The sequence below is a fragment of the Sorangium sp. So ce836 genome (assembly GCF_028553905.1).
GTDB classification, from domain to species: domain Bacteria; phylum Myxococcota_A; class Polyangia; order Polyangiales; family Polyangiaceae; genus Sorangium; species Sorangium cellulosum_D.
In genome coordinates this window covers 782,368-796,828 of sequence record NZ_CP102233.1, presented here as the reverse complement: position 1 = coordinate 796,828, position 14,461 = coordinate 782,368, and the positions used below count along the sequence as shown (strand labels likewise).

The window sequence follows — 14,461 nt, the reverse complement described above, 5'->3', positions numbered from 1 at the left end:
GAAACACTCCGCGCACATCCCGGACGCGTGGCGCGCCGCTCCATCGTTCGCCGCCACACCGTGGCATTCTGGCGCAGCGCTCCATCGCGGCCCGCGGGCAAACCCGGCCGACGCAGCGGATGTCAGGGTCCTAACGAAGTGAGTCGAACGCGCGCGGCCCAGGTGTAGGCGTGCATACAGTGCGGCGATGTCATCTCGCCCGCCGCTCGGCAACGGCTACCTCGTACAACAGCAGCTTCACGACCCGGAACGCAAGGGGCGTGGTCGCTCCTCGGCTCGACCGGCTCCCCGCCGGCGCAGCGCCCGCGAACCCGGAGAGCGCGTTTCCGTAATCCAGCCTACGCACTCTCGGTCGACCGCTCGCCACACCGGCAGTCGCGTCGCTCGCGGACGCGCAGGGGCTGCTCGAGCACGCGATGTCCGCCCGGCGCGGAGTCGCCTCCGCGCTGTCCCGGTCGTTCGTGGAAGGGGTCTTACCAGGGGTCCTGCGCCCAGAACCTGCGCACGACCTCGAGCGTGGCGTCGAGCTGCTCGAAGTGAGGGAGGCCCCGGGTGGGCGCGATGCGGGCGACCTCGACGCGCGCGTTCCGCTGCTGGAGGTCGCCGAGGCGCTCGAAGCGCGAATGGGGGTCTTGATCGTGGACGATCAAGGTGGGGACGGGCAGGCGCGCATACAGGCGCTCGAAGGCGTCCTCCGTGAACAGGGCGCCCGAGATGAACGCGAGGGGCGCGCGGTGGGCGCCTGGCTCCTTCGACGTGCGGATGGCGTAGTCGACCAGGCCGGGATCCGGCGCGCCGACGAAGCTCTTCTTCAGGAACCAGCGAATGCTCGGCGGCGAGGCCAGCACGCGATAGAGCGCCCCGGCGACCGGAGGGACGTGCGCGACCGTCCGGAGGACGGCGCTCGCGCCGGGCGCCTCGCGGCCGAGCCCCGTCGGCGAGACGAGCACGAGGCTGTGCACGAGGCTCATCTCCTCGCAGGCGACGGCGGCGGCGAACTCCGACGAGAGGGAGAGCGCGACGACGTCGGCGCCGCCCGGCTCGCGGACCACGTCCGTGAGGAAGCGGCGCACCGCGGCGCGATAGAGCTCGCGATCGTAGGCGCGGTCCGCGCGCTCCGAGAGGCCGAAGCCCGGGAGATCGAGCGCATAGACGGGCCGCTCCGCGCGGAGCGCATCGAACAGCGGCGCCATCTCCTTGGACGAGGCGGCCGCGTCGACCCCGTGCAGCAGCACCACGGGGCGCCCCGTTGCGCGCGTGTCCACGTAGTAGGCGAGGCGCCCGGCGCTCCACGTGTCGACGTGCCGGATCTCCGCGTCGAGCGCCGCCGCGAGGGGCGCGCGCTCCAGCCGGCGGAGCGCGCTCGGCACGAAGCGGAAGCGATCGACGACCCCATCGAAGCTCATCGCGCGCGCCGCCATCACGCCTCCTCCACGGGGGGCATCCCCTCGTCGTCCGCGCGCTCGATATCGGCGAGGCTCGCGGTCCTCGGAGCCGGCCGCCCGTCGGCGCCGCCTGCGGCGGCCTGTCGATCCTGGCCAGCATCGCGGCGCCCGTCGCGCTCTCCGCGCTCGGGCTGGTCCGAGACCTCCTGCGCGGCGCGCACCAGCCGCTCCAGGCGCTCCTCCTCCAGGTGATGACGAGCCCCGTTCGGACCACCGTGACGATCCTCGAAGCGGTGGTGCCCGTTCTCGGCATGGCCATGGGACACCGTGCGATCAGGTCGAACTGTCATGCTCAGCTCCTTCCGCATGGAGTCAAAGCACGGACCGTGCCCCTGCGGATCGCGGATCCAGAGATGCTCGTGGGGCCCAGAGCGGACTGAACAGGGGCAAAGGCGCCCCGAGTGTGACCTTTTGCCTCGATCGATCCCGCTCGATCCGCGGCGAAGCGCGGGTCAACGGCCTTGTCACGAATGGATGAAACAGCGGTTTTCCACGATCGGCCCGGCGGACATGATCGCAAGTCGAACTCGTTACTTCCGCTCCGTCGGCGCGGAACGTCCGCACGTCCTGGAAGGTCTGGCGCGCGCAGCGTGGGGCGGCCGCGCCGGCGCTGGAGGCCGAGGGAGCTGGCCGGCCGCGATCCCCGGGCGCCGGAGCTCAGCCCGCGACGTCGAGCTTCCGGCCGGTCGGCTTGTTGATGTCGGCGAAGAAGTCGTTGCCCTTGTCGTCCACCACGATGAAGGCGGGGAAGTCTTCGACCTCGATCTTCCAGACCGCCTCCATGCCGAGCTCGGGGTACTCGAGCACCTCGACCTTCTTGATGCAGTCCTTGGCGAGGCGCGCGGCCGGACCGCCGATCGAGCCGAGGTAGAAGCCGCCGTGCTTCTTGCACGCCGCGGTGACCGCGGGCGAGCGGTTGCCCTTGGCGAGCATGACGTAGCTGCCGCCGCTCGCCTGGAAGAGATCGACGTACGCGTCCATGCGGCCGGCCGTGGTGGGCCCGAACGAGCCGGAGGCATAGCCCGCCGGCGTCTTCGCGGGCCCCGCGTAGTAGACCATGAACTCCTGCATGTAGCTCGGCATGCCCTCGCCGCGATCGAGGCGCTCCTTGATCTTCGCGTGCGCGATGTCGCGCGCGACGATCATCGGCCCGGTCAGCGAGAGCCGCGTCCGGATCGGGTACTTCGAGAGCTCGGCGCGGATCTCGCGCATGGGGCGGCGGAGGTCGATCTTCACGACCTCGCCCTCGAGATCGGCGTCCGTGGTGTCGGGCAGGTACTTCGCGGGATCGGCCTCGAGCTGCTCGAGGAAGATGCCCTCGCGCGTGATCTTGCCGAGCGCCTGCCGGTCCGCGGAGCACGAGACCGCGATGCCCACCGGGCACGAGGCGCCGTGCCGCGGCAGGCGGATGACCCGCACGTCATGGCAGAAGTACTTGCCCCCGAACTGGGCGCCGATCCCGGTCCGCTGCGCGATCTCGAGGACCTTCTGCTCGAGGTCGCGGTCGCGGAAGCCGCGGCCGCGCGCGTTGCCCTCGGCCGGGAGCGTGTCGAGGTAGCGCGCCGAGGCGAGCTTCGCGACCTTGAGCGTGTGCTCGGCCGAGGTGCCGCCGACGACGATGGCGAGGTGGTACGGCGGGCACGCCGCCGTGCCGAGCGCGCGGATCTTGGCCTCGACGAAGGAGAGCAGGCTCTCGGGGTTCAGGAGCGCCTTGGTCTCCTGGTAGAGATAGCTCTTGTTCGCGGAGCCGCCGCCCTTCGCCATGAACAGGAACTTGTAGGCGTCGCCGTCCGTCGCGAAGATCTCGATCTGCGCAGGGAGGTTGTCGTTCGTGTTGACCTCCTTGTACATGTCGAGCGGCGCGAGCTGCGAGTAGCGGAGGTTCTGCGCGCGGTAGGTCTCGAAGACGCCGCGCGCGATCGCCGCCTCGTCGCCGCCGCCCGTGAAGACGAGCTGGCCCTTCTTGCCCATGACGATGGCCGTGCCGGTGTCCTGGCACGACGGGAGCACGCCGCCCGCGGCGATGCTCGCGTTCTTGAGGAGCTCGAGGGCGACGAAGCGATCGTTCGACGAGGCCTCGGGATCGCCGAGGATGCGCGCGAGCTGCGCGAGGTGGCCGGGCCGGAGGAGGTGGGCGATGTCGCGCATGGCCTCGCGCGCGAGCAGGGTGAGCCCCTCCGGCTCGACCTTGAGGAAGGTCGAGCCGGCGGCCTCGAAGGTGGAGACATGGTCGCGGCTGACGAGGCGGTACGGCGCCTCGTCATGGCCGATGGGCAGCATGTCCTGGTACTCAAATTCGGTCATCGTTCGGGTCTCCGGGGGCAGGGAGGCTGCGGGTCCCCCTTCTTTGCATGGCTCCGGCCCCGGGCTCAACACCCACCCAGCGCAGGCCGCCTCACGCGGGCAGCGAGCGCTCTACGCCGTCGAGCTGGGCCGATATCGACCGCAGGAGCGGCTCCCGGGCGCTCCGCAGGAAGAAGTGCCCGCCGGGGTACATCTCGACCCGGAAGGGCCCGCGCGTGAGCTCGCGCCAGGCCTCGAGGTCGGCGCGGCTCGCGCGCTCGTCCTCGAGGCCACCGAAGGCGGAGATCGGGCAGTCGAGCGGGGGCTCGGGGACGAACGGCTCGACCTCGTTGACCGCCACGTCCGCGCGCAGGGTGGGCAGGAAGAGCGCCAGGAGCTCCGGCTCGCGCAGCACCTCGTCGGGCGTGCCGCCCATGCGGCGGATCCACGCCAGAAACTCGGGATCGGACAGGCCGTGGAGCGGCGCGCGGTCGGGCAGGTGGGGCGCGCGCCGGCCCGACAGGAGGAGATGGCGCGGCAGGGGCGCGCCCCTCCGGCGCAGCTCGCGCGCGAGCTCGAAGCTCACCAGCGCGCCGAGGCTGTGACCGTAGAAGGCGAACGGCTTCGCGAGCCAGCGCTCGAGCCCTGTGGCGAGGGCCTGGACGAGCGGGGTGAGGCGATCGAACGGCGGCTCGCTCAGGCGCGCCTCCCGGCCGGGGAGCTTGATCGCGCAGACCTCGGTGTGCGCGGGGAGCTCGCGCCACCAGGTGCTGTAGATCGATGAGCCGCCGCCGGCGTAGGGGAAGCAGAAGAGGCGAAGCCGGGCACCGGGGTTCGGCCGCGGGCAGCCGACCCACGTGTCGGAGATTGAGCTCGTGGTCATCGTACGGCGCTCAGCGTAGCTCGCCGCCGCCGCGCCCGCCTCCTACCATTTGCTGCCGAGGGCGACGCGGATGGTGGCGACCTTCCCCTGGTCCAGGCCGAAGCCGAGATCGTCGTCCAGCGCGACCAGCGCGCCGACCCGGGTGAAGGAGCCCTTCACGAGCGGCTCCCAGTCGATGAACGGCTCCGCCGCCAGCTGGGCGGAGTTGCTCGAGGAGAGGGGGAACGCGGCCTGGAGGCGCAGGCCGATGCCGAAGTTGCCGAACGGGCGAAACGCGATCTCGTTGCCCTGCTCGATGACGGTCTTCGTGAAATCCCCCTCGCGGGTCGGCAGGAAGATCTGAGTCGCGACGTCGTGGGTGAGGAACAGGACCTTGCCGAAGTGGATCTCGGTCCCGACGCGCGCCCGGAGGGCCCAGTGCCCGAGCAGCACGCGCTGCGCGTCGAAGTAGGCCCGCGCGGGGAAATTCGCCACCGCCGCGGCCTCGAGGCGCGAGCCCGGGTGCGGATGGAGCGGGATCGTCAGGCTCATGCCGCCGAACAGCGCGAGGTTCGGCAGCGCGTTGCCTGCGTAATGCAGGCCGAACGTGGGGTTGCCGAAGAAGAAATGGCTGTGCTCGCCTTCGCTCCAGAATGGCTTGCCGAACAGGTCCGTGTCCTGGCGGCCCGAGACGTCGCCGTAGACGAACGGTATCTCCGCGTCGAGGTGGAGCCCCGCGACGATCTTGTACTGCGCGGCGGCGGTGATGGCGATGCCGAGCCGATCGGACTCCACGAGCCTGGCCTCGTCCGGGCCCGGGCGCGCCTCGACGATCTGCTCCTGGTACGACGAGCTGAGGACGTCGACCTCGAACCCGAACCGGCCTCCCTGGCTCTTCGCCCAACGCTCCTTCGTCTTGTCCGTGATGGGCTGCCGCGACGGCGGCGGCTCCTGCGCCAGCGCGGGCGTGGCCAGGGAGAGCATGAGGAACAGGGTGCCAAGAGACGCTTTGGTCGTGCTCACCTGGTGTCTCCCATCTCGTTCTCGACGCGCGGGCTCTGAGGGCGATGAACCACCTTGTCGCACTGCGCCGCCGCGCCGCACGGGCGAGGCCCCATGACCGCGGCGCTCGCTCGGATCAATGCAGCCCGAGCGCCCTGGATGCAAGCTTTTTGACCGCCGCGACCCTGCGACGCCTCGCGTCGGGCGGGCCCGCCGGAGCGCGCGCCGGCCGCGCGTTCGCCGAGGGGGGCGCCGCGGTTCGCGGCCGGCGCCGCGCCGAGCGGCCGCCGGCGGGGCGCCCGATCACTGCGGCTCGCAATAGCCGAAGTTGCACTTCGGGGCGTCGGACGGGCAGTCCGCGTCGCTGTCGCAAGGCGCGCAGTCGGCGCCGCCGCCGGCGACCGCGTCGAAGTAACACCAGCACGAGCGCGTCGGCATGAACGACGCGAGCGGCCCCATCTCCTCGGTGCGCCGCACCCGCATGGCGCACTCGGGGACGACGTCGTGCTGCGCCTCGAGCTTGATGAGATCGAGCCCCGCGGGCGGCTGCTTCCTGCCGGTGAGATAGTCGATCACCAGCGCCGCGCCGTCGCTCAACGGAGCTCCGGTGTTGATGCTCACGTGGGTGAGGAAGTGGAGAGGCCCCCAGATCGCGTAATGGCCGTCTCTGACGTTGCGCTTGTCGCGCTTCAGAGGGTCGGAGTCGGGGTAATAGCCGCAGCGCTGGTCGTAGTGCTGGTAAGCGAGCACCTTGAGCAGCGAGGCGCTCTCGCCCGCCACGTTGGCGCCGAGGACGCCGATGGTGCGCTCCGCGTCCGCCGAGAACGCGACGCTGTTCCTCATGTCGTCGCTCGACGCCGTGGGCGCCCCCAGCCAGCGCGACGCGGGGACGCGGATCGCCGCCGCCATCATCTGCTGCGTGCCGGAGCCCGCGTTGCGCTGGAAGATGAACCGCTCGTCGACCCAGGGCGCGACGCCGGAGCCCTGGCCGAACCCGTACACGAAGTACGCGGCCTCGGCGCTGATCGACGCTTGCGTCGAGGCGTTGGGGACGACGAAGGTCATCGGCTGGATGGGGCCGGTGAAGTCGCTGATCGTGCTCGAGGTCGTGAAGGCGGCGTCGCAGGTCGTCGCGAACACGTCGGACACCGCGACGTCGATCGGGCTCCCGTCCGGATCGGCGTCGCACAGGAGCTCGCTGTCGGCATCCCAGGTGCTCAGGCCGGCGCCCGAGAGCGGCGCGCCCTCGAAGAAGGCGGCGACCCCGGAGCACGAGCCCTGCCCCTGATAGACGACCGAGATGGGGGGCGTCGACGCGCTGAGCACCTTCGCGAGCTCGGCGAGGAACGGCTTCACCGCGCTCGATCCGGTGACGTAGACCGGGAAGGGCAGCGAGGAGCACGGCACGGCCTGCTGCGCCGCCGAGGGCGACGCGACGGCCAAGGCGGCGCCGAGCAGCGCCGCAGCAGGCAAGAGGATCGGGCAAGACCGGAACATCCCGTCGCGCATCATCGTCGGTTCGCGTCCGCGGCGTGGGTCAGCGACCCCCGCGCGCTCCTGGCTCCGGCAGCGGGGGGAGCCCGCCGTCGCGGAGGTTCGTGAGCCTCCCGCTGTCGAACGGCCGGCACGCCGCGTCGGTGCAAGCGTTGAGGAGCTGCTCGTTCGTCGTCGGCGCGCAGCTGTAACAGCCGTCGTCGCCGTCGCACCCGGCCGGCGGGACGCCGTCCGCGGGCACGCAGACGCGCCCGCCGGGGTCGCAGCGGGCGCCGGGGAACCGCGCGCAGTCGGCGTCCGTGGCGCACTGCCGATCCCGCCGCTCGACGAGGACCGAGCACGCGGCGAGCGCGAGCGCCGCGCAGAGGCAGGCGCCGAGCGCGCGCGGAGGCCGCCGCGTGAGGCTCCGCCGGCGCGCTCTGGAGGGCTGACGTTGCATGGCGCGCGCTGCCCTAGAAGGCGCCGAGGAGCCGGAGGGACGACGGAGCGACCGCGGCCCGGATCGAGGGCGACGCGGCGCGGGCTCCGCCGGGGCGCTCCGAGCCGCCGGCGACGGTGAGGTAGAGCGCGACCCCGCCGACGACCACGGCGGCGCCCGCGAGCAGATCGGCGGTGAGCGCGAGCGTCGCGGTCCGGGTGCGCGCGCGCTCGATCGCCCGGGCGTCGCCCGGGAAGGTGCCGAGCTCGGCGTCGAGATCGCCCGACGCGCCGAGCGCGAGGACCCCGGTGACCGCCGCGCCCGCGGCGAGGGCGCCGGTCGCGATCCAGGGCAGGACGGGCGCGCTCCGCTCCCGGCGAGGAGCGCGGTCGGCCGCGGCGCCGGGCCGCTCCGGCGGCGGGGGCGCGGCGAGGCGGGGGCCGGCGCTCGCGGCCGGCGGGGCCTGCGCAGCGGGGATCTCGATCCGGAGCTCGAGCTGATCGCCGCCGGCCACGTCGATGACCCGCGTGACGGCCGGGCGGCCCGCCGCCGTGGCGACGATGCGCCGCCGCCCGGCGCTCAGCAGCAGCGGCTCGGCGAGCGGGGTCCTGCCCACCGGGACGTCGTCGACGGAGATCTCCACGTCGGGCGCCGAGGTCGAGAGCGCGACGGTCGCGACGCGGCCCCGCAGCACGGCGATGTCCCGCTCGACCGCGGTCCGCCGGTCGGCCGCGATCTGCGCGCCGCCGTCGGCCAGGTACCGCTCGAAGGCGCGCAGCGCGCAGGCGTAGTCCCTGAGCTGGTAACAGGCCCCCGCGACGTTGTAGAGCACCTGGAACGCGGGCGCGAGCGCGTAGGCGCGGCGGAACTCCGTGAGCGCGGCGCTGTAGTCGGCCTCCTCGTAGAGCTCGACGCCGCGCCGGAAGCGCGCGTCGGCCTCGGCGGTCTTGTCGGCGGGCCGGGCGAGCGCGCCGCCCGGGAGGCCGGAGACGATCGCCGCGGCGGCGAGGGCGAGGGCGCGCGAGGTCGTCATCGGGCGTAGGGGCTCTCCAGGTCGATGCCGCGCCCCGGCCGCTCGCCCCCGCGCGGCGGGGCGGGCGGCGGCGTCGCGGCCGGGGCGGGCGCGATCGCCGGCGTGCTCCGGGCGATGGGCGCCGGCTTTCCCCGCGGCGCGCCCGGATCGCGCTCCAGCGCGAGCTTCACGACGAGATCGCTCTTCGCCGTGATCTTCTCCTCCTGCGACAGGAAGCCCGGCGCCTCGGCGCGGACGACGTGCTCGCGCCCGTCCTTGACGAGCTGGCCCTGATAATCGCCGCGCGACAGCGGCGCTCCGTCGAGGAACAGCCGCGCCTCCGCGGGCGAGACGCGGACCACGAGGCGCACCTCCTCCTCGGGCGGCGGCGGCCGCGGAGGAGGCGCGTCCGCCGGAGGAGCGGTGAGCGCCTCGACGGGGCCGGCCGGCGCCGTGTGAGGCGGCGGACGCAGGATGCCGGCCGCCACGACGCCCGCGGCGAGGAGGAAGGTGATCGCGATGGCGGCGAGCCGCCGGCTCGAGCGCGAGGCGCGCTCGCCGCGCCCGGTTCGCCGGGTCTGCCCCGTCTCGGTCGAGCTCACCGCGGGCGGCGTCGAGATCGCGTCCGAGGGGCTGAACGCCGCGGGGGCCGTCAAGGTCGGCGTCATCGACACCGGACCGGCGCCGATCTTCGGCAGATCCGAGATCGCGACCTTCCCGTAGCTGCCGGACCAGCGCACGTCGCGCAGCTGCTCCTCGACGAGCTGCTGGATCCGCGCGCGGTCGTCCGCGAACCGGCCCGCCACGAACGCGCCGACCTCGCGCGCGCTCATCCCGCCGTGACGCTCGCGGAGCCAGCGCTCGAGCTCCGCGTGCAGCTCGGCCGCGGTGGCGTAACGGTCGGCCGGCGCGTGCGCGAGCGACTTGCGGCAGATCCGCTCGAGCTCGGGATCGACGTCGGGCGCGGCCACGCGGAGGTCCGGGAGCTCGCCCAGGCCGAGCCGCCCGAGGATGGCGAGGTCGTTGTAGCCCTTCCACATGCGCCGCCGCGCGATCGCCTCCCAGAGGATCACGCCGACGGAGAAGACGTCGGAGCGCCGGTCCACGCGCTCGCCGCGCGATTGCTCCGGCGACATATAGGCCACCTTGCCCTTGAGCATCCCGGCGCGCGTCTCGGACAGCGAGTCGGCCGCCTTCGCAATCCCGAAATCGACCACCTTGATGACGCCGTCGTAGGTGACGAAGATGTTCTGCGGGCTCGCGTCGCGGTGGACCACGTGAATGGGCGTGCCGTCGAAATCGCGCAGCTCGTGCGCGTAATGGAGCCCGGCGAGCGCGTCGGTCAGGATCCGCACCTGAACGGGGAGCGACAGATCGGTCAGCCCCACGCGGGCGCGGAGCTGGCTGAGCGGCTGGCCGTCGAGGTACTCCATGGCGATGAAGAGCCGCTCGCCGTCCTCGCCCACCTCGTACGTCTGCACGACGTTGGGGTGATTGAGCCGGGCCGCGAGCCGCGCCTCGTCGAGGAACATGGCGAGGATCTCGGCGTCCTCGCACAGCTCGGCCCGCGCCCGCTTGAGGACGACCAGCTTGTTGAAGCCGGCCGGCCCCCGGGCGACCGCGAGGCAGACGTCGGCCATCCCGCCCCTGCCGATCTCGGCGATCGGGCGGTACTTGCGCCAACCTTGGGGGTCGCTGGGAGCGCTCATTCGACCTAGGCCGGCTCCATCCCCGAGGGAAAAGCCAGGCCCGAGGATGCGCTCAGCCTGTTACTTGCGCGCAAACGCCGGGTGACGTTCGCGCGAACGCCGCCGCGGGGGGCGCGGGCTCGCCTCCCCGCGCTCGCGGGCGGTCAGCGCTGGCCGCGCGCCGCGCCGGACCGGCGCTCTAGCCGCGCGTCGCGCCGGACCGGCGCTCTAGCCGCGCGTCGCGCCGGACCGGCGCTCTAGCCGCGCGTCGCGCCGGACCGGCGCTCTAGCCGCGCGTCGCGCCGGACCGGCGCTCTAGCCGCGCGTCGCGCCGGACCGGCGCTCTAGCCACGCGGCGAGGTCGCGGCGCTCCTGCGACTCCGCGCCTCCGCGCGCGCGCAGCGCGAGCGCGAGCACGCGCGGGAGATCGAGCGCCTCGCCGCGCGCGCGCATCTCCGAATACGATCGCTCGTAATCGCGGGGCACCCGCAGCGACCAGTTGTGATCGCCGATCGTCCCGGGAGCATTGTAGATCTCCTTCACCCCGAGCAGATCGGAGAAGAAGACCATCACGTTCGACGCCTGGCTCGCGAAGAGGTCGGCGAACTTGGCCTGCGCGAGCGCGCGCGGGTCGGACGCGAGCGCGCGCGCCATCGCGCCCTCCTCGGCCGGCGAGGGCGCGAGCCGGGCGGCGAGGTACGCGGCCTGCCGCTCGAGCGCGGAGGAGCGCCCCCACGCGTCGAGGAGCCGCCAGAGCGGCGGCGTGTCGTGCGTGCCCACCATGATCCAGTCGGAGGGCGCGGCGTTCTCGCTGCGATAGACGTCCTTCGGGTTGTCGAGATCGGCCTTCTGCGTGACCCGGAAGCGCCCGAGCCCGTGCCGCTCGAGGACCGCCTTGAGCGGGTGCGGGAGCGTGCTCAGGACCTCGCACACGATGTCGGTGATGGCGCGGCCGCGCGCCTCCGCGCAGCTCGCGATGGTGTCGAAGATGACGCTGTATCGCCCCACCTGCTCCGGCGTGAGCGAGGAGACCCAGTCGTCCGCGTACCGGGGCACGGCGCGGTTCAGCTGGGCGGGAGAGACGATCGCATAGCGGGCGAGCAGCGGGTGGTCCGGCAGGTCGGGCGACGAGAAGAGGCGCGCCCCGCCCTGGACCGCGCGCAGCGGGTCGGGGGCGTCGGCGGCGTAGACCCACGGGCAAACGAGGCCGTGCGGGTGATCGAGGCGCACCCCGTCGAACTCGTCGAACATCTTGTCCATGCGCGCGCGCACGAGGGCGAGCGCGCCGGAGGAGCCGTCCGCGTACTGCGCCGGATCCAGGACAGGGTAGCTCCACACCTGACCTTCCGGGTTGGTGCGGCTCGGCGGCGCCCCCATCAGATAGCCCTTCAAGAAGACCGATTGATGCGCCCAGGCGTCCTGAGGCGAATAGCCGATCTGCAGATCGCCGTAGAGCTTGAGCCCGAGCTCGCCCGTCACCTTGCGGAGCGCCGCGTGCTGCTCGTGCGCGAGGAGCTGGCAGAAGGCGTAAAACTCGAGCTCGTCGCGGTACCGTTCGAGGAGCTCTCGCCTGCGCTCCTCGCAGGCGACCACCTCGCCGGGGCCGGGCGCGAAGAGGCGGCGATCCAGCGCCGGCTCGCCCGACCAGCCGTGAAACCAGCCGCTCTGGTGCTCCTCGCAGAGGGGGCCGTAGAGCCCGTCGCGCTCGAGCCACGCCGCGTTCCGCTTCCTGAACGCGTCGAGCCGCTCGGCGAGGGCCCCGAGCTCGCCGCGCCTCCGCCGTTCGACGAACGACGCGTACGCCTCGCGGAGCGCGGCGCGCTGCGCGCGGTAGGCATAGCGGTGCAGCGCGCGCCCCTCGCTGCCGGCCGGCCTCTCGGCCGCGATCCTCCGCACCGACTCGGGGCGCAGGAGCGCGCCGAAGGGGCCGTCCTCCGCGAGCCGGGCGAGCGAGATCGACAGCGTGCTCCGCGAGAAGATGGTGCCGTCGTACGGAGACGCGTTGTCGGCCGAGGTCTCCCCCTGGGGCCCGAGCTGGATGCCGTTGAACCCGAGATCGCGCGCGAACCGGAGGAACCGGCGCCCGCCCTCGGTATACGGGGACCCGCGCCCGATGTCCTCGGCGTCGTCCGACGGAAAGCTCGGATCGTGGATCGCGAGCACCAGGTTGCGGATGCCCAAGAGCTGCAATGCGGCCTTGACGAGCCCCCGCTCGTCCTCGTCCGCTCGAGCCTGGGCCTCTGCCACGTCGCCCCTGTCGTTCCCGGCGTCCTTCATCGCGGTAGGTATAGCGATGAAGGGATCGGCCCGCCAAGACGCGAAATCATGGACAGATCGCCCTCGGTGGCTGGAGGATATCGATGTCCGGCGAAACCCGAGGACGGCTGTCAGGCCCCGAGCCGCGTGCCCGCCGCGACTCCCGTGGTCGCGCCCGCCGCGGCCTCCGCCGTCGGGAGCGTGAAGAAGAACGTGCTCCCCTCGCCCACCTTGCTCTCGACCCAGATCCGCCCGCCGTGCACCTCGACGAGCGCCTTCGCGATCGAGAGGCCGAGCCCCGTGCCCTTGTGCGCGGTCTCCTTCGCCTGCCAGTAACGCTCGAAGATCCTCGTCCGCTGGTCCTCCGGGATGCCCGGGCCGGTGTCGCGCACCGACACGCGCACCTCCCTGCCCCACGGCTCGGCGCGGACCGCGACCTCGCCGCCGGCGGGCGTGAACTTGATCGCGTTGCCGACGAGGTTCGCGATCACCTGCAGGATCCGCTCGCGATCGCAGAGCGCCCGCTCGACGCCGAGCTCGACGCTGTGCTCCAGGCGCAGCGACTTCTCCGCCGCCTCCTCGCGCAGGAGCTCCAGGGCGTCGCCCAGGAGGACGGCGACGTCGTGCGGCACCGGCTGGACCGAGATGTGGCCGCCTTCGAGCTTCGCCAGGTCGAGCAGATCGCGGATGAGACGGTTCATGCGATCGGCCGACTTCTGGATGCGCTCGACCGGGCGCCGCAGCTCGGCCGCCTCGTCCGCGCTCGGCAGCTTCCGGCGCAGGAGGCTCGTGTTCATGACGATGGTCGCGAGCGGGCTCTTGAGATCGTGCGACACCACCGCGACGAGCTCCTCCCGCGCCCGGATCGCCCGCTGCGCGCTCTCGTAGAGCCGCGCGTTGTCGATCGCCAGCGCGGCCCGCCGGCCGAGATCCTCCGCGAGCGCGCGGTCCTCCACGCCGTACGGCAGGTCGTCGCGGCCCGAGGCGATGGTGAGCACGCCGAGCATCGTGCCGCGCGTGACGAGCGGCACGGAGATGTAGCGCTGGAGGCCGAGCTCCCTGAGCAGCGCCTCGCTGGCGGACACCGGCGGCTCGCCGTCGTGCGCGGCGCGCTCGCCCTCGGGGGCAGGCGCGCCCGCGATCTCGCAGAGCACCGCCTCGCCCGTCTGCAGCACGCGCGAGACGCCGGCCGGGAGGACCGAGTCCATCGGCGTCTGGCCCTGCAAGAGGCGCGCGAGCTCGCTCTTCTGGGGGTCGGCGTGGACGACGACCGCGCGCCGGAGCATCGCCTCGCGCTCGATGATGTCGACCATGCACCAGTCCGCGACGAACGGGACCGGCAGCCGCGCGACGCGGACCAGCGTGGCCTCGTAGTTGAGCGAGCTGGAGAGCAGCCGGCTCGCCTCCGAGAGGAACGCGGCGCGGCGCTGCGCCGCCTCCGCCGCCGCGCGCCCCGCCTCCGCGGCCGCGAGGTGCCGCGCCCGCTCGCGCTCGTTCTCGATCATGCGCGCGTAGAGCAGGCGGTGCACGAGCGCCGTGCGGAAGGTCGACGCGAGCCTGCGCATCATGCCCCGGTACCGCGGCGCGAACGGGGGCTCGTCCTCGAAGCACAGGATGAGGCTGGACGCGCCGCTGTCGCCCTGCCCCTCCAGCGAGAAGTGCCACGTGACGAGCCCGGGCCGCGCGAGCTCCGGGTACGGCAAGCGGAGGCCCGCGCCCTCGCCCAGAGGCGCGCCGGCCGCGGCCGGCGAGATGGGCAGCGCGCGCGAGCTCGCCGAGAGCCCCGCGGCGTCGAGCAGCCGCGGGGCGAGGGGCGTCGGCTCGACGAGCACGAGCACCGCGATGCAGCTCAGCCGCTCGGCGAGCCGCTCCAGGAAGATCGCCATCGACTGGCGCGGATCGAAGAGGTCGAGCGCGGCGACCGTGAGCTCCTGGAGGACGCTGAGCAGCGCCAGCCGCTCCTCCTGGATCTCGTGATCTTCGCCGCTCGGCATGACGGGG

At 72.9% G+C, this 14,461-nt stretch carries 11 protein-coding genes; all 11 read right to left on the bottom strand.

Annotation, left to right across the window (positions count from 1 at the left end; genetic code table 11):
* Window positions 1-473: 473 nt before the first annotated feature.
* Window positions 474-1,421, bottom strand: a complete 948-nt coding sequence (locus NQZ70_RS03020; RefSeq protein ID WP_129572876.1) for an alpha/beta fold hydrolase — start codon at window positions 1,419-1,421, stop codon at window positions 474-476.
* Window positions 1,421-1,735, bottom strand: coding sequence for a hypothetical protein (locus tag NQZ70_RS03015; RefSeq protein WP_129572875.1), 315 nt, complete (start codon window positions 1,733-1,735; stop codon window positions 1,421-1,423). Before NQZ70_RS03015 ends, NQZ70_RS03020 begins: the two co-directional genes overlap by 1 nt.
* Before the next feature lie 367 nt (window positions 1,736-2,102).
* On the bottom strand, window positions 2,103-3,749 hold the full coding sequence (locus NQZ70_RS03010; RefSeq protein WP_129572874.1) for a fumarate hydratase: 1,647 nt from the start codon (window positions 3,747-3,749) through the stop codon (window positions 2,103-2,105).
* A gap of 91 nt (window positions 3,750-3,840) precedes the next feature.
* Entirely contained in the window at window positions 3,841-4,611 is a 771-nt protein-coding gene (locus NQZ70_RS03005; protein WP_129572873.1) for a thioesterase II family protein, read from the bottom strand.
* Between the two features lie 42 nt (window positions 4,612-4,653).
* Window positions 4,654-5,613: a hypothetical protein gene (locus NQZ70_RS03000; RefSeq protein WP_237244967.1), complete on the bottom strand. Its 960-nt coding sequence runs from the start codon at window positions 5,611-5,613 to the stop codon at window positions 4,654-4,656.
* A 282-nt stretch (window positions 5,614-5,895) separates the two neighbouring features.
* Window positions 5,896-7,089, bottom strand: coding sequence for a substrate-binding domain-containing protein (locus NQZ70_RS02995; RefSeq protein WP_207217728.1), 1,194 nt, complete (start codon window positions 7,087-7,089; stop codon window positions 5,896-5,898).
* A gap of 40 nt (window positions 7,090-7,129) precedes the next feature.
* Window positions 7,130-7,525 carry a hypothetical protein gene (locus tag NQZ70_RS02990; protein ID WP_129572871.1) on the bottom strand — a complete coding sequence of 132 codons (396 nt, stop codon included), beginning with the start codon at window positions 7,523-7,525 and terminating at the stop codon, window positions 7,130-7,132.
* Window positions 7,526-7,538: 13 nt separating this feature from the next.
* Entirely contained in the window at window positions 7,539-8,537 is a 999-nt protein-coding gene (locus NQZ70_RS02985) for a hypothetical protein (RefSeq protein WP_129572870.1), read from the bottom strand.
* Window positions 8,534-10,225 (bottom strand): serine/threonine-protein kinase, encoded by a 1,692-nt coding sequence (locus tag NQZ70_RS02980; protein WP_129572869.1) that lies wholly within the window; start codon window positions 10,223-10,225, stop codon window positions 8,534-8,536. Before NQZ70_RS02980 ends, NQZ70_RS02985 begins: the two co-directional genes overlap by 4 nt.
* A 294-nt stretch (window positions 10,226-10,519) precedes the next feature.
* Complete coding sequence (locus NQZ70_RS02975) at window positions 10,520-12,481, bottom strand: 4-alpha-glucanotransferase (RefSeq protein ID WP_129572868.1); 1,962 nt, start codon at window positions 12,479-12,481, stop codon at window positions 10,520-10,522.
* Between the two features lie 110 nt (window positions 12,482-12,591).
* On the bottom strand, window positions 12,592-14,454 hold the full coding sequence (locus NQZ70_RS02970; protein ID WP_129572867.1) for a GAF domain-containing sensor histidine kinase: 1,863 nt from the start codon (window positions 14,452-14,454) through the stop codon (window positions 12,592-12,594).
* Between the last annotated feature and the right edge of the window lie 7 nt (window positions 14,455-14,461).